The 21,800-nt window shown below is 48.8% G+C and carries 22 protein-coding genes and 3 tRNA genes; 4 read left to right on the top strand and 21 right to left on the bottom strand.

All coding sequences use genetic code 11. The features are described from left to right. Positions 1-14: 14 nt before the first annotated feature. The 3 genes from queC to ACOBQJ_RS00620 are packed head-to-tail and all read right to left on the bottom strand — an operon-like array spanning position 15 to position 1,315. Complete coding sequence (gene queC, locus ACOBQJ_RS00630; RefSeq protein WP_421069776.1) at positions 15-695, bottom strand: 7-cyano-7-deazaguanine synthase QueC; 681 nt, start codon at positions 693-695, stop codon at positions 15-17. 11 nt (positions 696-706) lie between these two features. Beyond that, positions 707-1,093, bottom strand: a complete 387-nt coding sequence (queD, locus tag ACOBQJ_RS00625) for a 6-carboxytetrahydropterin synthase QueD (RefSeq protein ID WP_421069775.1) — start codon at positions 1,091-1,093, stop codon at positions 707-709. A gap of 12 nt (positions 1,094-1,105) precedes the next feature. Next, entirely contained in the window at positions 1,106-1,315 is a 210-nt protein-coding gene (locus ACOBQJ_RS00620) for a heavy-metal-associated domain-containing protein (protein WP_421069774.1), read from the bottom strand. 119 nt (positions 1,316-1,434) lie between these two features. Between ACOBQJ_RS00620 and ACOBQJ_RS00615 the strand changes: the two genes are divergently transcribed. Together ACOBQJ_RS00615 and ACOBQJ_RS00610 are read left to right on the top strand one after the other, a co-directional pair. Beyond that, positions 1,435-1,623, top strand: a complete 189-nt coding sequence (locus ACOBQJ_RS00615; RefSeq protein ID WP_421069773.1) for a hypothetical protein — start codon at positions 1,435-1,437, stop codon at positions 1,621-1,623. A 264-nt stretch (positions 1,624-1,887) separates the two neighbouring features. Continuing rightward, positions 1,888-2,280: a TIGR04086 family membrane protein gene (locus ACOBQJ_RS00610; RefSeq protein ID WP_421069772.1), complete on the top strand. Its 393-nt coding sequence runs from the start codon at positions 1,888-1,890 to the stop codon at positions 2,278-2,280. A 52-nt stretch (positions 2,281-2,332) separates the two neighbouring features. On the opposite strand, the gene ACOBQJ_RS00605 is transcribed toward ACOBQJ_RS00610, so the two are convergent. The 16 genes from ACOBQJ_RS00605 to ACOBQJ_RS00530 all read right to left on the bottom strand — a co-directional run bounded on the left by ACOBQJ_RS00605 (position 2,333) and on the right by ACOBQJ_RS00530 (position 17,441). Further along, entirely contained in the window at positions 2,333-3,178 is an 846-nt protein-coding gene (locus ACOBQJ_RS00605; protein ID WP_421069771.1) for an FAD/NAD(P)-binding protein, read from the bottom strand. After that, positions 3,171-4,211: a 4Fe-4S dicluster domain-containing protein gene (locus ACOBQJ_RS00600; protein WP_421069770.1), complete on the bottom strand. Its 1,041-nt coding sequence runs from the start codon at positions 4,209-4,211 to the stop codon at positions 3,171-3,173. Before ACOBQJ_RS00600 ends, ACOBQJ_RS00605 begins: the two co-directional genes overlap by 8 nt. Positions 4,212-4,226: 15 nt before the next feature. Beyond that, positions 4,227-5,189, bottom strand: coding sequence for a Coenzyme F420 hydrogenase/dehydrogenase, beta subunit C-terminal domain (locus ACOBQJ_RS00595; RefSeq protein ID WP_421069769.1), 963 nt, complete (start codon positions 5,187-5,189; stop codon positions 4,227-4,229). Next, positions 5,186-5,617, bottom strand: a complete 432-nt coding sequence (locus ACOBQJ_RS00590; protein ID WP_421069768.1) for a hydrogenase iron-sulfur subunit — start codon at positions 5,615-5,617, stop codon at positions 5,186-5,188. The genes ACOBQJ_RS00595 and ACOBQJ_RS00590 overlap by 4 nt, the downstream gene beginning before the upstream one ends. After that, positions 5,608-7,593 carry a 4Fe-4S binding protein gene (locus ACOBQJ_RS00585; protein WP_421069767.1) on the bottom strand — a complete coding sequence of 662 codons (1,986 nt, stop codon included), beginning with the start codon at positions 7,591-7,593 and terminating at the stop codon, positions 5,608-5,610. The genes ACOBQJ_RS00590 and ACOBQJ_RS00585 overlap by 10 nt, the downstream gene beginning before the upstream one ends. A 26-nt stretch (positions 7,594-7,619) precedes the next feature. Continuing rightward, positions 7,620-8,483 (bottom strand): CoB--CoM heterodisulfide reductase iron-sulfur subunit B family protein, encoded by an 864-nt coding sequence (locus tag ACOBQJ_RS00580; RefSeq protein WP_421069766.1) that lies wholly within the window; start codon positions 8,481-8,483, stop codon positions 7,620-7,622. Further along, complete coding sequence (locus tag ACOBQJ_RS00575) at positions 8,480-9,061, bottom strand: 4Fe-4S dicluster domain-containing protein (protein ID WP_421069765.1); 582 nt, start codon at positions 9,059-9,061, stop codon at positions 8,480-8,482. Before ACOBQJ_RS00575 ends, ACOBQJ_RS00580 begins: the two co-directional genes overlap by 4 nt. Before the next feature lie 610 nt (positions 9,062-9,671). Continuing rightward, positions 9,672-12,500: a helicase C-terminal domain-containing protein gene (locus tag ACOBQJ_RS00570; protein WP_421069764.1), complete on the bottom strand. Its 2,829-nt coding sequence runs from the start codon at positions 12,498-12,500 to the stop codon at positions 9,672-9,674. A gap of 191 nt (positions 12,501-12,691) precedes the next feature. Further along, positions 12,692-13,120 (bottom strand): peptidylprolyl isomerase, encoded by a 429-nt coding sequence (locus ACOBQJ_RS00565; protein WP_421069763.1) that lies wholly within the window; start codon positions 13,118-13,120, stop codon positions 12,692-12,694. Positions 13,121-13,137: 17 nt separating this feature from the next. Then, positions 13,138-13,818 (bottom strand): metal-dependent hydrolase, encoded by a 681-nt coding sequence (locus ACOBQJ_RS00560; RefSeq protein ID WP_421069762.1) that lies wholly within the window; start codon positions 13,816-13,818, stop codon positions 13,138-13,140. 141 nt (positions 13,819-13,959) lie between these two features. Then, positions 13,960-14,919: a methylmalonyl Co-A mutase-associated GTPase MeaB gene (gene meaB, locus ACOBQJ_RS00555; RefSeq protein WP_421069761.1), complete on the bottom strand. Its 960-nt coding sequence runs from the start codon at positions 14,917-14,919 to the stop codon at positions 13,960-13,962. 370 nt (positions 14,920-15,289) lie between these two features. Next, positions 15,290-16,213, bottom strand: a complete 924-nt coding sequence (trxB, locus tag ACOBQJ_RS00550; RefSeq protein ID WP_421069760.1) for a thioredoxin-disulfide reductase — start codon at positions 16,211-16,213, stop codon at positions 15,290-15,292. Positions 16,214-16,360: 147 nt separating this feature from the next. Continuing rightward, positions 16,361-16,436: transfer RNA gene (locus tag ACOBQJ_RS00545), tRNA-Lys, on the bottom strand. Between the two features lie 32 nt (positions 16,437-16,468). Continuing rightward, positions 16,469-16,544 (bottom strand) — tRNA-Gln (locus ACOBQJ_RS00540). 9 nt (positions 16,545-16,553) lie between these two features. Then, on the bottom strand, positions 16,554-17,198 hold the full coding sequence (locus tag ACOBQJ_RS00535) for an adenylate kinase (RefSeq protein ID WP_421069759.1): 645 nt from the start codon (positions 17,196-17,198) through the stop codon (positions 16,554-16,556). 166 nt (positions 17,199-17,364) lie between these two features. After that, positions 17,365-17,441 (bottom strand) — tRNA-Pro (locus ACOBQJ_RS00530). A gap of 133 nt (positions 17,442-17,574) precedes the next feature. Here ACOBQJ_RS00530 and ACOBQJ_RS00525 point away from each other — a divergent pair. Further along, positions 17,575-17,790, top strand: coding sequence for a hypothetical protein (locus ACOBQJ_RS00525; RefSeq protein ID WP_421069758.1), 216 nt, complete (start codon positions 17,575-17,577; stop codon positions 17,788-17,790). Positions 17,791-17,819: 29 nt separating this feature from the next. Here the strand turns inward: ACOBQJ_RS00525 and ACOBQJ_RS00520 are convergent, their stop codons facing one another. Continuing rightward, entirely contained in the window at positions 17,820-19,853 is a 2,034-nt protein-coding gene (locus tag ACOBQJ_RS00520) for a transglycosylase domain-containing protein (RefSeq protein WP_421069757.1), read from the bottom strand. Positions 19,854-19,995: 142 nt separating this feature from the next. On the opposite strand from ACOBQJ_RS00520, the gene ACOBQJ_RS00515 reads away from it, so the two are divergent. Then, on the top strand, positions 19,996-20,844 hold the full coding sequence (locus ACOBQJ_RS00515; RefSeq protein ID WP_421069756.1) for an Asp23/Gls24 family envelope stress response protein: 849 nt from the start codon (positions 19,996-19,998) through the stop codon (positions 20,842-20,844). 138 nt (positions 20,845-20,982) lie between these two features. On the opposite strand, the gene ACOBQJ_RS00510 is transcribed toward ACOBQJ_RS00515, so the two are convergent. Further along, the gene (locus tag ACOBQJ_RS00510) at positions 20,983-21,675 is read right to left on the bottom strand and encodes a cell wall hydrolase (RefSeq protein WP_421069755.1); all 693 of its coding nucleotides are present in this window, start codon (positions 21,673-21,675) and stop codon (positions 20,983-20,985) included. Positions 21,676-21,800 lie beyond the last annotated feature (125 nt).

Below are 21,800 nucleotides of genomic sequence, written 5' to 3'. Positions count from 1 at the left end.
CTCCGCATATAAAATTATGAATTGATAAAAAAGTCCCCGGCAAGGCCTGCCGCTTTCGCGGCTCTCTGAAAGCGCCGGCAGCTTTCGCAGCGTCCGCACATTTTATCTTCGCCCCTGTAGCAGCTCCAGATATGCTGAAAAGGAAGTCCTTCTTTCATGCCCTGTTTGATAATTTCTATTTTATCAAGCGGCTGCGTGTAACTTACCAGTTTGACTTTATTTAATGTGGAATAACTAAGCGCGCTGTTTGCCGCGTTAACAAATTCCACGCTGTTGTCCGGGAAAGTCGCAGCTTCCTCGCGGTTAAAACCAGCGACTATAATTTCACAGCCGTTAGCTTCAGCGAAAGCTGCCGCGATATTGATAAACAGTCCGTTCCTGTTCGGCACCCAGACTGCTGCGGCCGCTGCTTTGGATTTATTGTAATCATCAAGATCGACCTGTTCCGGTTCTGGGATATCCGCAGCGGCTGCAACCAGTGCGGTCTTTGTAATGTTTTCCAGAAAACCCAGTTTCACCAGCCTGTGCTTAACTTTATAATAGGCAGCCAGAAAAGCGGCAGATTCCCTTTCTTTTTGCGCGGAGCGCTGGCCGTAATCAAAGGTGAGACACAATAAGACTTCTGTTTCTTTTATGGCCTGGACCAGGGAAACAGCGGAATCGAGCCCGCCGGACAAAAGCACGATGCTCTTCATGTCATACCTCCTCATACCTCCGCATAGGTCGCTGAAGTATCAGGCGATTCCCAGACACGCACGCGGGAAATTTTAGCAGCCTGGTCATGGCCGTCACCCTGGCCTTTCAAACGGTAATAAATGTACCTGGCCAGGTTTTCCACGGTCGGGTTATTTTCACTGCTGCCGCAAAAAGGTTCTACTTCGTTCAGGGTGTTGTGGTCCAGTTCATCCACAATGGCCTTGATTTTTCTTTTAACTTCTCCAAAGTCGAGCAGCATCCCTTTGCTGTCAAGCATGTTTCCCCTGAAGGTCGCCTCAATATGCCAGGTATGGCCGTGCAGCCTGGCACAGGGGCCGTCGTAGTCTTTTAAATAATGTGCCGCGGCAAAGCGGGTCCGCACTGTAATTTCGTACATTCTATTCAAACCTCAATCTTTAACTTCATAGCCCGCGCCGGCAACAGCTCCCGCGAGGTCGTCCCTGCCTACCTTACCTGGATCGTAGGTTACCGCAACTGTTTTTGCAGCTACATCAGCTTCAGCTCCCAGGACCCCGGCCAGCTCCTTCAGCGCTTTTTCAACAGCGGCCTTGCAGTGTCCGCAGCTCATTCCCTCAACATGTAAAGTTATTTTATCCATCAGTACACTCCTTCCCTGCTAATATCATTTTACCCCTGCTTAAAATCGATATTCTCTGTGGCAATTAAGCATAAGAAAACCAGGTCATTTTCATACTATCACAAAGGAGGTTTTCGTGATTGGATAAATTTGAAAAGGGCGGCAGCTTTGTCAGGGAAAAAACCGGGTCTGCGACGATGGTTAACCTGGACGGCGAATGGGAACATGACTTTGTTGATGATAATACCGCAGCCGGTAAAAAAAACAAGGTAAATACTACTAATAATAAATTAAAAAAATATGACAAGTTAAGTAATAAAACAAACTGATGCATTATCTGCAGTTCTTTTTTTCAGGAAAACATATTGACAGGATTTACAGGATTATTAAAGATTTACAGGATTAATTATTCTTATAAATTTAAAATATGGGTTTATTTTAGTATTTTTGTTATCTTAATCTGTTTTTAATCCTGTTAATCCTGTCAGATTGTTTTAAGAGTTTTGTTAATCCTGTCGGTTTGTTTAGATTTAAGTTATATTAAACAACCAGTTACATAAAAATAATTATAAATAGTTTCTGGAGGTGATGCAATGCCTTTGGTAAATAAGGATAATTTTATGCTCAACATTAATTCGCTCTCTGTTATACGGGGCACAGCAGTAACCCTGGCGCTGTCACTTATCTTCAGTCTGGCCGCCGGCCTGGTCTATCATTTTACATCAATAACTGACCACGCTGTTCCATGGTTGGCCGTTTCGATCCTCGCCGCCAGCTCGTTCTTTGGTTCTGTCAGCGCCGGTAAAAATGCAGGCCGCCTGGGTATTTATCACGGCGCCGCTGTAGGTATAGTTTTCTTCTTTGTAATCTGGCTGGTGGGAGGACTCTTCCTGACAGGCGCGGCCGCAGTGGGAGTTGTATATAAACTTATCGTTACGGCCTTTGCCGGAGCGCTTGGCGGCATGGTCGGAGTGGGACTGTCATAATATAAAAACAACCCCCGGGGTTTCCCGGGGGTTTGCTATGGCATTGTTCTGTTTAATACTCCTGGGGCATGCCTTTTAGCTGGGCCAGGCTGAATACCGGCCCGTCCACGCATACGAACTTGGAGCCGATGTTGCAGCGGCCGCACTTGCCCAGGCAGCACTTCATCCTCATTTCCAGGGTGGTTATGATCTGATCGTTCTTAAAGCCCAGCTTTTCCATAACCGGCAGGGCGAACTTGATCATGATCGGCGGCCCGGCAATGATGGCGAATTTATTTTCCGGTGAGGGGGCTACTTCTTCCACGTAACCTGGGACGTGTCCTACGCGTCCCTGCCAATTGTCACCCCCGCGGTCGACAGTGGTATATACCGCTGTATTGGACAGGCCCGGCCAGCGCTCAAACAAGTCGCCCTTAAAGCAGAGGTCTTCATAAGAACGTGATCCGTAAAGGATTTCCACCTTGCCGTATTCACTACGGTGTTGATCGGAAAGCGCGTAGTCGATCAGGGAGCGGATAGGCGCCAGGGCGAAACCGCCGCCCACGAAGAACAGGTCCTTGCCTTTCATGATATCGAAGGGGAACCAGTTGCCGTACGGTCCGCGGACGCCGAACTTCTGGCCCACTTCCATTTGGTGCAGGATGTTGGTCAGCCGGCCGACTCTTTTAACAGTGAACTCGAGGAATTTACCCCTGGTCGGCGCGGATGTGATGGAAATGGTGGACTCGCCTTCGCCAAATATAGACAGCATGCATACCTGGCCCGGTAAGTTTCCGAAATTCTCCATTAAATCCTGATCGTCAAACACCACGGTAAAGGTTTTAACGTCGCTGGTCTCGTCGACGATTTTGGTAATTGTCACTGGATATGGCGTCAGAGCAGTAGGATTATTAGCCATTCTGCGCCACCTCCTTCAGGTCGTTGATAATTTTAGTGATGTCGATATTGACCGGGCACTTCCTGACACAGCGGCCGCATCCCACGCAGCCGACCATGTTATAGCGGTCAAGGTGGTATTTAATCTTGTGCATGAAGCGGTTGCGCACACGCTCTTTCCTGGTCGGGCGCGGGTTGTGTCCGCCGGCCATGAGCGTGTATTCCGGGTACATGCAGGAGTCCCAGCAGCGCAGCCGGGCGCCGGTAAAGTCACCGGTCGGGTAGTCGAAGATATCGAAGCAGTGGCAGGTCGGGCATACATATGTGCATGTCCCGCAGCCGATACACTTCTTCTGGTCGTCCCCGTTCCAGTACGGCAGTTCGAAATTGTTGTCCATCAGTTCCTTGACGCCGGTCAGGTCGACTTTCCTGACAAATTCGCCGGCCAGCTTCTTGGCCAGCTCTTCCTTGTCCTTGGCCAGCTGCTCCCCGCCCTTGCTGAAAATCTGGCTGTAAGCGTCCGCCAGGGCTTTGCCTTTATCAGTATAAACCTCGACATAATACTTGTCGCCGATCTCAGTAAACAACAGGTCCGCACCGGTCCCGTCACACGGCCCGCCTTCGAAAGCATAGCAGAAGCAGGTGCTGAGGACCTTTGCACAGCTCAAACCGATTATTACTGTGTTTTCCCGCTTGGCGGAGTAATATTCGTCACCGAACTTCTCCCCCTCGAAAACAGGGTCAAGCGTCGTGATCGCCTTGATGTCGCAGGGGCGCGCTCCGAAGAGGACAGCTTTCTTCGCGGCTTCAGGCTTGATGATCTCAATGGAGTCTCCCGTATAAGTGTAATTGAATGTCTTTTCGTTCTGCGGCAGAAAACACCCTTTGGGAGACACGTCTGAATTGGTGTATTCCAGGAACGCGTCCTTGGCGCCTGATATCTTTCTGAAAAGCACTACAGATTCATCCTGTACCGGCGCGACCAGGTCATAGTCATTCGCCAGTTTATCCAGCAATTCAGGCAGTTGTCCTTTATTTACAACTCTTGCTTCCATGCTCAGCACCTCCTTTTACATAAACTCCTCAGGATCACCAGGCGAGAAGTCGCCCAGCGCCGAAGGTATTCCCGGTTTTGATCCCGGTGTCGGAGAATCGAATAAATCTCCAAGATCCTTGTGGATCTTCTGGTTCAGTTTGCGCAGCGGTATATCCATTGGGCAGACACGGTCGCATTCCCCGCAGTCAACGCAGCGGCCAGCCACGTGGAAAGCCCTGGTAATATGGAATGCCGTGTTCTCGGAGAGGTTAGTCCTCTTCGAGACCCACATGGGCAGCATCTGGTCAAACACGCAGACCTGGCAGGTGCAGACGCTGCAGACGTTACGGCAGGCGTAACAGCGCAGGCAACGGCTGAACTGCTTGTCCCAGTAATCACTTTTATCCTCGGTGCTCTTCTGCTCCAGTTCCGATACTTCAGCGAATCTTTCCTCGTAGTTCTTAACCGGAAGCTCTTTGCCGATGGTAATGTCTGACACTACCGGGTTCGGATTTTCACAGACCAGGCACCTGTGCAGCATGTAGTCTTTTTTGTTGAAGCTGTAATCGCCAGCGTCAGTTTTAACGGAGAAACTCTCCCCGTTGTCGGCTGTTTCTTTCAGGCTGGCGCCCGGCTTGACTTCAGCCGCCACCTTCTGCCACTCGAGCTGGCCCGGGCAGGGAACGCCGATTACTACTACCTTGTCCCTGCTGATCTGGTTGTCGTCCAGAAGCCTGATCAGAGACCTGGAATCGCAGCCTTTAACCACGACAGCGACATTGCCCGGCGCGTTTTTATAATCAGCCACATACTTGGCCAGGTTGTTGGCGCAGAACGGTCCCCAGGTCAGTGCGGATACGCCTTCGGGGCTGTCTATAAAGACAGGCGTAGTCCGGGCTAACTCCGTTCCCTGGCCAAAACCTATTACCAAATCAACTTTTTTCTCTTCCAGGAGCTTTTTAGCCTGCTCCCTCAGCTGCTGAATAACGTCCATCATACGATATCATCCCTCATCTTTTTATTAGGACCCAGGGATTTGATTTTTTCCGTCATATTCTTGATTGTCGTGGTAAATTTAGCCCCTTCAGAACCGGATATCCAGCGCGCCTGGAAGCGGCCCGGCTCAAAGCCGACATATTCAAGCAGCCGCTTTAACAACAGGTAGCGTCTCCGTGTGAAATAATTGCCACTAGAATAGTGGCAGTCCCCCGGGTGTCACCCTGAGACCAGTACGCCGTCAGCGCCTTTTTGGAAGGCCCTTAAAACAAACGACGGATTAACCCGGCCGGAACATGGAACACGGATGACCCGCACGTTGGCGGGATATTTCATCCGGCTGACCCCGGCCAGGTCGGCGCCCGCGTAACTGCACCAGTTACAGTTAAAACCAACTATTATCGGATTATATTCAGTCGCTATCGACACAGGGCGTCCACCTCCGCAAGCACTTGTTGGTTAGTGAATCCCTTCAGGTTCGCGGCGCCGGCCCGGCATGCCACCGTGCAGTTGCCGCAACCCTGACAAAGACCGGTGTTGACGCTGGCAACCACACGCTCCACAGGTTTGCCAGCAATACGTTCGGTAATGGTTTTTTCTTCAATTGCCTTGTAGGGACAAACGCCCTTGCAGACAAGACAACCGGAGCACATTTTTTCGTCTATCTGGGTAATCATCGGGTCGGTGGCCAGTTGGTCATTGTTCAGCAGGGCCACAACCTTAACCGCCGCGCCGCTGGCCTGGGACACCGTGTCAGGGATGTCTCTCGGGCCTTGGCAGGCGCCGGCCAGGAACAAGCCGCCGGTCATTGTTTCAACAGGCCTTAATTTCGGGTGGGCTTCTGAGAAGAAACCGTCCTTGTCCGTCGGGCAGCTGACCATCTGGGCAATTTTGTCCGACCCTTCGCTCGGGATCATGGCCGTGGCCAGTACTACCAGGTCGGCTTCCACTGTAACCGGTCTGCCAAGCAGGGTATCGGCTCCCATAACGATCAGCTTGTCACCCTGCTGGTATATTTTTGAGACCCGGCCCCTGATATACTGGGCGCCTTCCTCAACCGTGCGACGGTAAAACTCGTCATAGGCCTTGCCCGGTGTGCGCACGTCCATGTAAAATACATACGCGCTGGAGCCTTCGATTTTATCGAGGACCTGGTGGGCGTGCTTGGCCGTGTACATACAGCAGGCGCGGGAACAGTACTCCTTGCCTTTGGCCTCGTCCCTTGAACCAACGCACTTGATAAATACAACCGATTTTGGCTCTTTGCCGTCAGAAGGACGTATGATTTTGCCCCCTGTCAGGCCCGAGGCGTTTGACATACGCTCAAAGTGCAGGCCGGTGATAACATCTTTAAAGCGGCCGTACCCGTACTCTCCGTATGCTTCTTCCCAGTTGAATAGGTCAAAGCCGGTAGCCATCACGATGGCTCCCACTTTTTCCTTGATAATTTCTTCTTTCTGCTCAAAATCAACCGCGCCGGTGGGGCAGATTTTCTTGCAGACGCCGCATTTTCCTGTTTTTAAATAGCGGCAGTTTTCCGGATCTATGATCGGTTTGCCTGGTACAGCCTGCGGGAAGTTGATATAAATGCACTTCCTTGTGCCTATACCCAGGTCATACTGGCTCGGCACCTTGGTGGGGCATTTTTCCCAGCATGTGCCGCAGCCTGTGCATACCTTGTGGTCTACATAGCGCGGCTTCTGTTTGATGGTAACTTCAAAGTTGCCGATATAGCCGCTTACTTCTGTTACTTCAGAATAAGTCATTAACTGAATGTTAGGATGCTGACCCGCAGCAACCATCTTTGGCGTGCTTATTCAGGCGGAGCAGTCAAGGGTGGGAAACGTCTTGTCCAGCATGGCCATTTTCCCGCCGATGGTTGGCTCCCTTTCTACCAGGATGACCTGGTGTCCTGTGTCGGCAATATCTATGGCCACCTGCATGCCGGCAATACCGCCGCCGATAACAAGCGCCTTTTTAGTGACCGGGATATATGATTCAAACAGAGGTTCCACCTTGGAAACCTTTGAAAGAGCCCTTTTGATAAGGGCGATCGCTTTCCTGGTGGCGCCTTCTTTATCATCAGAGTGGACCCAGGTGCACTGCTCGCGGATATTGGCCATCTCATACATGTACGGGTTTAAGCCGGCCTTGACTAAGGTTTTCCGGAAGGTGGGTTCGTGCAGCCTCGGTGAACATGAGGCCACGACCACCCTGTCCAGGTTGTGTTCCTTGATTGCTTTTATTATCGTATCCTGGCCAGGCTCCGAACACATGTATTTGTAATCGGTGGCAAAAGCGACTCCCGGAAAATTTTTCGCCTCTTCAACGACTTTCGGGACGTCAATTACACCTCCGATATTGGAGCCGCACCAGCAAACGAAAAGACCAATCCTCTTTGCCATAATACATCGCTCCTGTAAGGAAATAATTAACCAACCAGGCTCAATACTTTCTGGGTGTCGGTAAAGTGCGTCTTAAGCCCGAGTTCGTCCGGGCTGATGCCCATTGCCAAACCTAAGAGCTCGGTAAAATAAAATACCGGCATGTCGTAGGATGTTCCCAGCTGTTTATTCACACTCTTCTGGTGCCAGTCAAGGTTGAGATGGCAGAACGGGCAGGCCACGACCATACAGTCCGCGCCGGCCTCCACCGCGGCTTTAAGGATCTTGTTGATCATCTTTACCGCGATATCCAGGTTGGAAACACCCAGAGACGCCCCGCAGCACTCGGTCTTATGGGCCCAGTCCAGCGCCTCGGCGCCGGCCAACTTCATCATATTGTCCATAAACATGGGGTTCTCAGGATCGTCAAAACCGGTGACTTCAGGCGGCCGGACCAGCAGGCAGCCGTAATAGGCGGCAACTTTCAGGCCGGTCAGCGGTTTGACAACCTGGGCTTTAACAGCTTCAGGATCCACTGTGCCGATTGCTTCAACCAGTGATTTTACTTTAAGGGTTCCCTTGTATTCTTTCCCGGTTACCTTGTTAACCTTATCCCTGATTTCGCCGTTTTCAACCATTCTTTTATTGGCATGCGCCAGCTGCTGGTAGCAGGCCGCGCATCCTGTCGTCACTTGACCAATGCCCATGCCCTCTGCTATGGCCAGGCTGCGCGCCGGCAGGGCCACGTTTAAGAGGTGGCTTTTGCCGTGTGCCGCGGTGGCGCCGCAACAGCTCCAGTCCGGTATGGTAACCAGTTCCATGCCGAGCTTTTTAGCTACAGCCTGGGTTGATGACTCGTATTCCTTGCCGGTACCGTGGTAGCTGCATCCCGGAAAGTAAGCGTATCTCATTTCACACCACCTTCCATTTTGCGCACTTCGGCAAATATACGGGCAATTTCAGCCGCGCCCTGTACTTTGGACGGCATCAGCTGGAGTTTGCCTTTCTGGAACATGGGCAGCCCCATGTCCGCGCCGTTGAACAGTTTTCCGCTTTTTAAATTGTTTTCCATTACCAACCCGACTTCATAGGTACGCCCGTATTTTTCTACTGTGTTGAGCAGTGCGTTATACATTACCTCCACATATTTGGCTTTTCCTGCAGGCGCGGTGCCTGCTTTTCCGGCCATGATCCGGAGGGTTTCCATAACGTGGGCGATCTCCACTTCACACGGGCAGCGGGTTGAACAGGTGGAGCAGGACGCGCAGATCCAGATCGTATTGCTCTTCAGCAATTCATCTTTCATGCCGAGCTGGACCATGCGAATAACCTGTTGCGGCGGATAATCCATGGCGAAGGCCACCGGGCAGCCGGCGGTGCACTTGCCGCACTGGTAGCATTTTTGAACAGGTTGTCCGCTCTCAATACCTATTTCTTCAATAAAATCCGCATTCTTTGTAATTGACTGATTTACATTAATTGACTCCATAATAGACCCCTCTTTGCAGAAAAATCTTAACCAAAAGGGCAAATCTTCACACAAAACTACGGCCGCATTGAAAAATATTTATTTTTTGTTACGTGATGCCATTCACCTGCCATTCTCCATAACGAAAATTATAAACCAAGTGATGCAACGTTCACGCAGCTTAAAGAAACCAAAAAACATCAATTAAAACATAATTATTTTAATTGACTAATAAATCAGATAATCCAAGACCTCTTGATATTATAAGATTTTTGAAGCGATGTGTCTAGTGTGCTATACCTATGAATATGATAGTGGTTAATATTATATTACATGGAGTAATACGGCACGGCAAAAAGGGCCATAAATCGTTACAATTATACTGCTCATTATAATAAAAGTAAATTATTTTACACCCATAAATTTATTTACTTGTTTTTTAAATTAAAAAGGCAGACTATGACAGCCTGCCGCAATGTATTACTTCCATATTCTCATCAGCCATGATCTCAAAAATGACGGAAGTCTCACAAAATATATACGCAAGGATAATCACATCCCTTCATTAGGTTAGCTGTTAATATATTATTTCAGGCCCTGCCTGAATGTGCTATTTTTTTTGTGCCATATATTAACATCGCGGACAGCGGTCCTGGTTGTTTTCCAGCCACTCGGCGACCTTTTTGGCGATAAAATCTATTCCTCCCCTGAGGTGCCGCCGGACGGGGAGAGAAATAAGGAATTGCCTGCCATAGCTCTTGTTCAGGACCCTCCCGTCCAGGACAACCACGCAGCCATGGTCGCTGCTGCTCCTGATCAGCCTGCCAAAACCCTGTTTGAAACGTATTACTGCCTGGGGCACGCTTAATAACTTAAATCCGTCCTTACCCTGGCTGGCAAGGTCCTCCAGGCGGGCTTCAATAACCGGCACGGAAGGCGATGCAAAGGGAAGTTTTACAATAATAACGCAGGCCAGGGCATCACCCGGCACATCAATTCCTTCCCAGAAGCTTAATGATCCAAATAAAGCTGTCCTGCCTTCTCCTCTAAACTCTTCCAGCAGGCGCGACCTGCTGCCATCGATACCGTGGCCCAACAGGCAGATATCATGGATTTCCAAAAGGGGTTTCAGCCGTCTGTAAGCTTCGCGGAGAATTCTGTGTGACGTGAACAATACCAGGGTCCTGCCGCCGGCAGTCACGATTAGTTTATTGAGAGCGTTTTCGAGCTTTTCCAGGTAAATATCGTCATTCACCGCACCCTGCACCGGCAGATCGCGGTTTATGCAAAGCATAGCCTGGCTGTCATAAGAAAATGGTGAATCAAAACTGGTTTTCAACAGCCTTTCCCCGCTCAGGTAGTTTAGTCCGGTCCTTTCGATTATATGGTCGAACCCCTCGCTGACAGTGAGTGTAGCAGAAGTCAGGACGACTGTTTCTTTATTATTAAAAAGTCGGTCAAATAACAACCTGCCTACATCAACCGGGGCGGCGTTTAAAGAGCAGTTCCTGTTCACAGCGCGTGAACTGACCTCCAGATCAGCCCAGTAAACAAACCTCGTGTCAATATTTTCTAAAATAAAATGCAGGTCACCCGCCAGGGTTTCTCCCGCAAGGCCGAGGCTGGCGGTATCCCTCAGCAAACCCGCCCATGCTTCTTCCGACAGCGCCCATATTTCCATTAAGCCGGCGCAGGCTTTGATATCCCCGGCAAAGTTCCGCAGCAGGTTTACGCAGCGCCTGCCGTTTTCCAGGAATACCTCAAAACTCTCGCCTGTAAATGGCAACCGGAGAGAGATGCTGCTGTAAACGTAATCGGTATCGGCGGCGCTGCCTGATACCATTTCATAAAGTTGCTCAAAAAACAGGCGCGACGCTTCAAGTAATTCCAACCTTGTCTCCTGGGCTGTTTTGAGCATCTGGAACCATTTGGCGCCGTCGGCCGGCGGAGCCTTTTCCGAAAGTTTGGCCAGCTCCCTGCCTGCGATCCACAGCCACCTGTTAAATGATTTCTTGTTGAACTGTATTCCCAGGTGAGTAGTGGCCGACTCTTCAAGGTGATGCGCCTCGTCTATGACTAAAGGCCCAAAAGAGGGAAGCACCCTGTTTTCAGCCTTGATATCAGAAAAAAGAAGAGAGTGATTGGTGATAATCAGGTCGGCGTTTTCAGCGTTCTTTCTGGCCTTGCTGACAAAACAATCTTTTTGGTACGGACAGCGCGGTCCGAGACAGCCCTCGGTCTCCCCGCAGATAGTAAGCCAGATATCGCTTTCTGCCGGGGTAGTGTTCAATTCACTTCTGTCGCCGGTTTCGGTAACTCCAAGCCACAACAGCACCCTGGCAAAAAAAGCTGCTTCGTCAGGCTGGTGCGGGCTGTCCAGCGCGCCAAACCACCTGCGCAGGCAGATATAGTTCTGGCGTCCTTTGGCCAGAGCGGCATGGAAAGGATCTTTGATTATTTCAGTGAGCATGGGAATATCTTTAAACCACAGCTGTTCCTGCAGGTTGATGGTATGAGTGGCCACCAGTACTCTTTCTTTGTTTTTTATGCTCCACAGTATCGCCGGCAACAGGTAAGCGATGGACTTGCCGACACCCGTCCCTGCTTCCATAAGCAAAAACTTGCTTTCGTTCAGGGCGCGGGTAACCTCGCAAACCATAGCCTCCTGCTGGGGACGGTATTCGTATGCCGGAAGGACATCCGCCAGCGGCCCGCCTTCTTTTAAGAGCGACACCACATCTTCCTGCTCAAGTATTAATTTTTCACCGGCAGATGGTCCTCTTACGGACCTGGGATACTGGTTTTCCTTTTCCGCTGCGCGGCGCAGGTAAGATAGGTGTGATATTTTCCTGTCCGGGAACTTTGTCAGGAGTTCTTTTATTAATTCACTGGCCGGCCCGTTCCATTCCGAATGAGCTTCACCAAGCAATTTATTCAACTGGATCAATATACCCAGGTCCAGGTCACGCATTTTCCGCAGCAGCATAACCATAAGGTTGGCCGCGGCCAGCGCGTCATTAAGTGCCCTGTGGCTGCCGCCTGCGTCGATTTCAAGTTTGGAACAAAGCGATTCCAGGCGGTAACTGACCGCACCGGGCAATAAAAGACGGGCCAGTTCAACAGTATCATAATGAGGGTTGTTTAAGGGAAGGCCGTGCGCGGCAGACAAAAAGCCGAGATCAAAATTGATATTATGTCCTACTATGGCGTCATTGCCTATATAATCAACCACATTGCTTATCACATCAGCAATCGCAGGCGCGTCTGCCAGGTCGTAGTCATCAATCCCGGTAATCCTTTTGATCTTTAATGGCAGCGGCATACCCGGGTTGACCATGGTATGGTATTTGTCAACTATTTCACCCTGCCGGATACGGACCAGGCCTACCTCAATGATCCTGTCTGTCTGGGGATTCAGGCCGGTTGTCTCCAGGTCGCAAACAACATAGTTTCTTTCCATTTCAATCTCCGCGGGGAAAATAATAGTAACTGCAAGGTAATATTATATTCTTGCATACCGTTTGTCAAAGGTACCGGGTACCTAAGTTACTAAGTTATTGAAATTTCAAAATTATTAACAACTTAATAACTTAGGTACCCGGTACCAAATAATAATAAACTTCAACCCCGGCGTAAAGCCGGGGTTGAAGTTTACTCTTCGTCAGAGACGGTGACCTTGACCATCTTGTCACCCTGCTTTATCTTGTCCACCACGTCCATGCCGTTAATCACTTTGCCAAAGACGGTATGTACTCCGTCCAGGTGCGGGAAAGCGTCATAGCAGATGAAAAACTGGCTGCCACCCGTGTTTCTGCCGGCATGCGCCATTGAAAGCGAGCCGCGCAGGTGTTTGTTGGGATTTATCTCGCATTTAATGGTATAACCCGGACCGCCTGTGCCGCGGCCTTCAGGACAGCCTCCCTGGGCCACGAAACCCGGTATCACCCTGTGAAAGATGAGGCCGTCATAAAATCCCTTGTTAATTAAAGATTCAAAATTTGCTACCGTGTTTGGAGCGTCTTTCTCAAAAAGTTCGATTTCGATATTTCCTTTTTCAGTTTCTATAACTGCCTTTTTCAAAAAAGCACCTCATTTTTTTAAAATTCCAGGCTTTCGCCGGGTGATATCACAGCAACTCTACTACCTGTTTGTGACTCTACTTCTGATTTGAATTTAAACGGATCCTGTTTTATCAATGGAAAGGTGTTGTAGTGCATGGGAATGACCAGGCCCGGTTTGAGCATTTTTACCGCTTCAAGGGCGTCCTCCGGACCCATGGTATAGTTGTCCCCGATAGGCAGCATGGCCAGGTCGATCTTGTTCAGCCTGCCGATCAGTTCCATGTCTCCAAAAAGTCCGGTATCACCGGCATGATAAATGGTTTTGCCATCAAGATTAATGATGAAACCGCACGGTGTGCCCAGGTGTATTGGGAATTCAGCATCATACCCGGAACCGTGCCAGGCGGGTGTAAGTTTTATTTTTACGCCATCAAAGACATGGCTGCCGCCTATATGCAAGCCGTGTGTATTTACACCTTTACTCCCGCAGAAAACAGCCAGTTCATTCATGGAAACCACTGTCCCTTTTGACTGCTTGGCTATTGACAATGTATCGCCAAAATGGTCACCGTGCCCGTGGCTAACCAGAATCAGATCGGCTTTTATGTCTTTTGGATTATTTTTCGCCACTGGATTACCGGTCAAAAATGGATCAATTAAGATATTTTTACTTCCTTCAATTAAGAACGCGGCGTGCCCTAAAAAATTGATTTTCACTCTTTCATCTCCTCCCTGTTATATTCTTTTAAATTATACCCAAAAATTTTATTGATTTCACTTCTTTTCCATAAAATTATAAAACAAAAATTGCGTCTATAAAGACGCAATTACAAACCTACACATTGTAATATTAAAATACTAAACCTTTTTTAGATCAGCGATAATCCAATTAATAATGCTGTCTGAGGCTGTATAGGGGTCGATCTCCCTGACAGCCACCTTTTCAAGAAGCTCGCTGACCCGGCCCGGCCGGTTAACTTCCTCGCGCACCAGCCGCTGCCACTGGTAATTGACTATATCCAGCGTTTCGTTTTTTGTCCTTTCCCTGCGCCTTTCGGCAAAGAAGCCTTTTTCATTAAGATAATTTCTGTGTGTTTCGATCGCTTCAAGCAGTTCAGTGATACCTTCGCCTTTGTTTATGGTCGCGGTTAATTTGACCGGAGGGCGCCATTTAATATGGTCGTCCTGCATGTCAAGCATTAAATTTACTTCCAGTGAAAGCGTATCGGCGCCGGGCATATCACATTTGTTGATAGCAAAAACATCCGCTATCTCCATTATGCCGGCCTTCATGGACTGGATACTGTCGCCGGCGCCCGGGGTCAGCACCACCACTGTGGTGTCCGCGATGTACATGATATCGAGTTCAGACTGGCCTACGCCCACTGTCTCGATTATAATCCAGTCTATACCAAAAGCATCCATTACCTTTACCACTTCTTTAGTGGTTTTGGCCAAACCGCCGAGGCTGCCCCTGGTAGCCATACTGCGGACAAAAACACCTTCGTCCATGGCATGTTCATTCATGCGAATGCGGTCACCAAGAAACGCGCCGCCGGAGAAGGGGCTTGACGGATCAACAGCTATGACTCCCACTGTTTGGTTTCGCTTTCTGATTTCACGCATAATGCTGTCAACCAGAGAGCTCTTTCCGGCGCCCGGTGAACCGGTGATCCCTAAAATATAGGCGCGCCCGGTATGCGGATATAACTCGCGGAGGACTTCCTCCTTATTGGGCATATCATCTTCTACCAGCGAAATAACCCTGGCCAGCATCCGGTGTTCACCAGCCCAAAATCCCTGTGGTATTCCTGCCAAAATTACTCCCCCCATTCCAAATAATAAACGTCACTACCATGAAAAATGGTAAAGTCAGAAAAATAAATCTATTTATTCTATAAATTCTTCGCAAAACAGGATAATCCTTTAAAGAAATATCCATTTTGCTAATAAAAGCTATAAACATAAATATAAAAATATATGAAAATCCAATCCAGTATATTATATAAGTCTGGCATTTCACCTTAAACAATTTGACTGAATTAACATGATTTTAAATAGAATATTAAATTAAAACATAATATGTTTTTAAATCATGTTAATCGATTTAAATCATGTTAATTATGTCTTTTGTTTTAATTTCTTTCTTCTTGCACATCAGCACAAATGAATGTCTCATAATTTTAGACTAAAATATTATTTCAGCCAGGTATTTTTCCGCTGCAACAGCTGCTATGGCGCCATCGGCCACAGCGGTTACCACCTGGCGGAGCAGCTTCTGGCGAACATCTCCGGCCGCGTAAATACCCTTTTGCGAAGTCAGCATATTTTCATCCGTTATTATATAACCCTTATCATCAGTTTTTACATGTTCTTTCAATAAAAAAGAATTTGGGGTGCTGCCAATATAAATAAACACACCGTCGACGGCTAATAACGATTTGCTGTTGTCCCGGACATCCCTGACATTGATTCCTTCCACCGAATTTGTGCCAAGGATCTGATCGACCACGCCATGCCAGATAAATTCAATCTTCGGATTCTGAAACGCCCTGTGCTGTACTATTTTAGTCGCGCGCAGCTCACCCCTGCGGTGGATTATATAAACCTTTTCCGCGAACCTGGTCAGAAAGATAGCTTCTTCCACCGCGGCGTCGCCGCCTCCGACCACCGCTACTTTTTTACCGCGGAAAAAGGCCCCGTCGCAGGTCGCGCAGTAGGAAACGCCGCGGCCTATCAGTTCTTTTTCTCCTTTCACGCCCAGCAGCTGCGGCTGCACGCCTGTGGCCAGGATAATCGCGCCGGTTTCAATCCCGCCGTGATCAGTCAGCAGAGTAAATTTTCTTTCGTCAATTTCTATCCTTTGCACATTAGCTGATGAAATATCGACTCCAAAACGTCTGGCCTGGTTTTCCATCTGGATCATTAAATCCGGTCCGCTAATACCTTCGCTGAAACCAGGATAATTTTCTATTAAGTGGGTGCTGATCACAAGGCCGCCGGGAACCCCCCGTTCCAAAAGGACGGTGTCGATAGAAGCCCTCGCGGCGTAAATCCCCGCGGAAAGCCCGGCGGGACCGCCACCGATGATTACTAGATCTCTCTTATCCATATTCTCACCCTCCTGGCAAACGTGAACTTCCAGCCATTTTTACAATCTTATCTTACCGCTGTTATCCAAGTCAACCAAATCAATAAAAATTCTGACGCCGCGTAAGATGTATAAATGATAAAAAAAGCCCTTTTAAGGACTTGTAAATGGTGGGCCATAAAGGACTCGAACCTTTAACCTGACGATTAAGAGTCGCCTGCTCTACCAATTGAGCTAATGGCCCGGAAAATATATATTTATACAATAAAAAAGTTATGGCTGGGGCGGCTGGATTTGAACCAACGTAATGCCGGAGTCAGAGTCCGGTGCCTTACCGCTTGGCGACGCCCCAGCGAAAACTTTAACTGCATATATTCTTAAAAATGTCTTCCATAACCTTGTCAATATCCTGGTCTCCGTTAATATTCCTGAGGAGCCCTCTTTTTGAATAATAATCAATAAGCGGCGTTGTGCTCGCCTCATATACGTAAAGACGGTTTTTCACCGCTGTTTCATTATCGTCGGTGCGCTGGTAGAGTTCGCCGCCGCAGTTGTCGCAGATATCATCTACCCGCGGTTTCTTAAACAATGTGTGGTAGCTTGCCCCGCAGGAGCGGCAGATACGCCGTCCGGTAACCCGCTTGATCAGTTTTTCACGCGGCACGACTATATTAATAACACCGTCAAGGCTGCTCCCGATAGATTTCAGGGTTTCATCGAGCTCTTCCGCCTGAACGACATTCCGCGGGAAACCGTCCAGAAGAAATCCGCGCGCGCAGTCCGGTTGTGAGAGCCTCTCCTTTACCATGCCCACAACGACAAAATCTGGTACCAACTCGCCTTTATCCATATACTCTTTAGCCTTTAAACCCATTTCAGTGCCAGCCTGAATAGCCGACCTGAACATGTCACCGGTCGAGATATGTGTGATTCCCAATTTTTTTACCAGTGTTTCGGCCTGGGTCCCTTTACCCGCTCCCGGGGGCCCCATAATTAAAAGATTCACAAGCCATCCCTCACAAATATTTGATCTTCCTGGAAAACCAGACTAGCTTATTATAACATGTAAGCATTATCACTGAAAGCTTATGGCCCGGTTTATTACCCGAAAATATTTTAGATAAAAAGCCCGCGGAATACATGAGTTACTCCGCGGGTAATTTTAATAATAATGGTCGGGGCAACACGACTTGAACGTGCGACCTCACGGTCCCGAACCGTGCGCTCTACCAAACTGAGCTATGCCCCGTTGAACCTTTATGACGCAAAAATAATTTTGTCACAGTCCACTTAAAAAGTCAAGTATTAATAATGGCTGTTAAAGGTTTTAAGTTAAGCCTTGTCGAAAAATACAATAATATTATTTTTAGGGGGAAAATGATTTGCCTGAATCCCAGTCAAGTGTTCTTTCAAACGCAGTCCTTGTAGTATATGTGCTTATATCATTGGCCACGATGGTCTGGGTTATTAAAGACACGCGCAGAAAAGGCAGGCCTTTATCGGAAATTATAGGCTGGGCGATTTTTATGACTCCGCCTCTGTTCCCGCTGGCTATCGTGACATACCTTTATTTTCGCAAGAAAAACTTCTTTGATTAAGAGTGTTTTTATATATAAACATGTGTATTTCATCGATCAGAGCCGTGATATTCCCTTATCTTCAGCCGGTTAAAGCCAGGCAGGTAACTGTCCAGGTCATTAATACGCCACCGGCTGTCGCGTTCTCCATTATTTTGCGGCGTTAACTGCTCAATGAATACACCCGCTCCCGCTCCAGGACATATTTCCGTAGGTTCAGTCCCTTTAATAAAGGCCGCTTCTATAGCCCGCGTGTTTACCCCCCCCGCCAGCATCCCGTCATCAGCGCAAATATTTACTTTAACAATACCCTGGGGCGCCGGGAATTCCCTGGCCGGGACTTCTTTTAACGCCTCTTTTACAAACATCGACCAGACAGGCGCGGCTGCCTGGGATCCCGTCTGTCCCGATCCTTTGGTTTTTTCATCATAACCTACATATACCGAGGCAGCCAGGTCTGGAGTATACCCGATAAACCAGGCGTCCTTAAAGTTCTCGGTTGTTCCCGTTTTACCTGCCGCGGGCCTCTTAACGGAATTATAAACATCAGGCGCCGTGCCGCCCGCCTTTAATACCCCCGTCAGCATATCAGTAATAATATAACAAGTCCTTTCATCAAGCGCCCGCTCAGGTTGTGGCCTGTGCTCCTCAAGAATGCGCCCGTTACTGTCGGTTATTTTTGAGATATAATAAGGTTCGTTTCTGAGACCGCCATTTGCCAGGGTGGAGTAAGCACCGGCCATTTCAAGAGGTGTGACTTCTGAAGTGCCCAGAGGCAGAGAAAGAACAGGCTGCACTGCCGATGCGACGCCCATCCGCCTGGCGTAAGCCGCAGCGACAGACGGACCCACCATGTCGTTCAGCTTCACCGCCACTACATTGTCAGAGGTATAAAGGGCTTCTTTCAGCGTGAACGGGCGGTTGTGGTAGCCGCCCTGGAAGTCTTTCGGCTGGTAAGGGTTCCCCATGGCCTGGGTGAAGGAAACCTGTTCGCATGTCACAACAGTGCCTGCGGTATAACCGTGATCAACAGCTGCAGCGTATAAAAATGGTTTAAAAGTTGATCCCGGCTGAATCTTTGACAGAGCCCTGTTGAATTGAGACTGGATGTAATCCTTACCGCCCACCATAGCTTTTATCTGGCCGGTTTTTGGCTCAATCGCCACCAGCGCCCCGTTCAGGTTGGGGTCCTTTCCCCTGAGCCCGTCCGCCATGGCCTTTTCAGCGGCGTCCTGCATGTTTTTATCCAATGTGGTATATATTGTCAGGCCACCGGAATATACTGTTTCTAGATCGTCCTGGTACTTTTGTTCCAGCTGCCTTATTATTTCGCTTGTAAAATATGGTGCGCCCAGAATTTGTGCAGGGGCTTTTAATGGCTGCAGATATTGATTTTTAGCCTGTTCCGCTTTTTTTTCATCGACCATGCCGAGGGCGGCCATCCTGTCCAGTACGATAACCTGCCTTTCCCTGGCAGCCGCCGGGTTGGCAGAAGGGTTGTAAATACTGGGCGCCCTTGGTATTCCGGCCAGCATGGCGCTTTCCGCCAGGCCCAGGTCTTTCGCCGGCTTATTAAAGTACGTTCTGGAGGCTGATTCTATGCCATAAGCTCCCTGACCGAAATAAATCTCGTTCAAATACATGCCCAGGATTTCATTTTTAGTATATTTTCTTTCCAATTCTATTGTAAGAACCAGCTCTTCAAGCTTTCTACCGGCTGTCCGGCGGGGATCAAGAAAAAGGTTTTTTGCCAGCTGCTGGGTGATGGTGCTGCCGCCTTCCACCACGCTGCGGGCTCTAATATTCCGGTACAGCGCCCTGGTAATGCCCACCGGATCAATCCCGTGGTGGCTGTAAAAGCGGGAGTCCTCAATAGCGATAACTGCCTGCTTCATATATGGCGAAATATTGTCCAGGGTTACCGGCAGCCTGTTTTCCTGGCTGATGAAAGTAATTAATTCGCCGTTTGAGTCCAGGACCTTTGACGCGGCGGGAACCACAGCATTTAAATATTTATCCGCGGAGCACCCTGCTAACATGATGGAGAGGACTACAAGCATGACAGCGATTATGTTCCTGCACACTGCAAACTTTATACCTCCGTTATTTTATTCAACTTTAATACTCTATCCTGATTTATATCATCTATACCGGCGGCTATGCCGCCAGACCCGAATATGTTATGATAAAAGTGACAATAATACTAAATTAAAGTAGGTGTCATGATTGCAAGTCATATCTCTGGTAGGCCCCAGCGGCACCGGCAAAAGCCACAGGGCGGCAAACATAGCCCACCAACTGGAAGCGCAGGCTATTATTGACGACGGTATTTTGATCCAGGGGAACCGCATCCTCGCGGGTTCATCAGCCAAACGGCAGCCGACAAGAATTGGAGCGATCAAATCAGCTCTCTTTATAGATGAAAATAAAGTCCAGGAAATTAAAAAAGCTCTATCAGACTTAGCTCCTGATAAAGTGCTGATACTGGGCACATCACAGGAAATGACCGAAAAAATAGCAGCCAGGCTGGGACTGCCCGCCCCTTCCCAAATTCTGAATATCGAGGATATCGCCAGCGAAAAGGAAATCAGGAAAGCAAAATATCAGCGGACACAGTTCAGCAAGCATGTTATTCCCGCTCCCACCCTGGAGGTAAAAAGGAGCTTCCCCGGTACGCTTGTTGACCCGCTGCAGGTGTTTTTAAAAAAAAGAGGCGTTTCCGGCAAAAAGGACTGGCTGGAGCAGTCAATTATCCGCCCGACATTTACTTATCACGGCAAGCTGTCCATTTCCAACAGCGCCCTTGAGGCTATCGCCGGACATGCCGCCAGTTCAGTGGCAGGCGTCAGCCAGGCCGGGAAAATCAATATACACGTCGAACAGGAGGGCATTGTTAACATTGATATTGCCCCTGTGCTGACATTCGGCTATCCGCTGCACCTGGTAGCCGCGGAGATCCAGGAGCGGGTTATAGTTGCCGTGGAGGAAATGACCGGGCTGCAGGTTAAAACGGTCAATGTGCAGGTAAAAGGGCTCAGCTTTGAGAATAAAAAAGTATCTGAGGCTACCGTGTAAGGTCGCCTCAAAAAATATTTGGGTCGTGGGACGTGAGTAGCGAGTCGTGAGAATGCGGGAATTCCTGTAGGGTCGGATTTATCCGACCGTTGTGCGGCTGAAGCCGCACCTACCTTATTGTGAAAGTGTCCGTCATTCTTAATAGCTGGTCGCGAAAACATGGTTCCCAATCCTGGTGATCACAGGCAGCGTCCTGATCCATTTATCAGCGCTGATATCAGGATTGTAGAAAAAGAGCGCCCCCCTGCTGGGGTCTTCCCCGGATATGGCCTCAATTGCTGCCCTGACAGCTCTATCATCTGGCTCCAGGTTGATAGATCCGTCACCAACGGGAGAAAACTGGTAGACATGTTTACTCCTCTGAAAAACCACATCATGTATGGTTTTGGGGAAATGCGGGCTGGCCAGCCTGTTTAAAATAACCGCGCCCACTGCCACCTGCCCTTCAAAGCTTTCACCTCTTGCTTCGGCATGGATCAGCCTGGCCAGAAGCATCATTTCCTCCGTTGATAAATTTATACGTGACCTGCTCTCGGCAGCGGCCGCCTCAGCCGGCAATAAGAGGGTTTGTCCGGGTAAAATCATGCTGTCTTTCAGCTGGTTGGCTTTAATTAACTCGTCAAGCGCAATCCGGTATTCCGACGCTATGTCGTAAAGAGTGTCGCCGTCCCGGACAGTATGTTTTTCCACATCGGAATCGGTACAGTGAATAGATGTGTCTTCTGTGCTCTGTGAACACTCGCCAACCGGCGCGAATACATTTAAGGCAAATATCGCTGCAATTAAAAATACGGCCAGTCTTAAAACGTTCTTGTGAACCAGTTTTTTCATTATTTCCTCCTTTCCCGATTCCAGAGAGTATTTTTGCACAGCGAAAATTTTTATATACATACATTTTTAGCCGCGTATAATATTATCTGCATATAAAAGAATAAAATACCACCTTGTAAAGATGG

The sequence above is a fragment of the Pelotomaculum propionicicum genome (assembly GCF_048984525.1).
In the GTDB taxonomy this organism is placed as follows: Bacteria; Bacillota; Desulfotomaculia; order Desulfotomaculales; family Pelotomaculaceae; genus Syntrophopropionicum; species Syntrophopropionicum propionicicum_A.
This window is presented reverse-complemented; position numbering and strand designations above follow the sequence as displayed.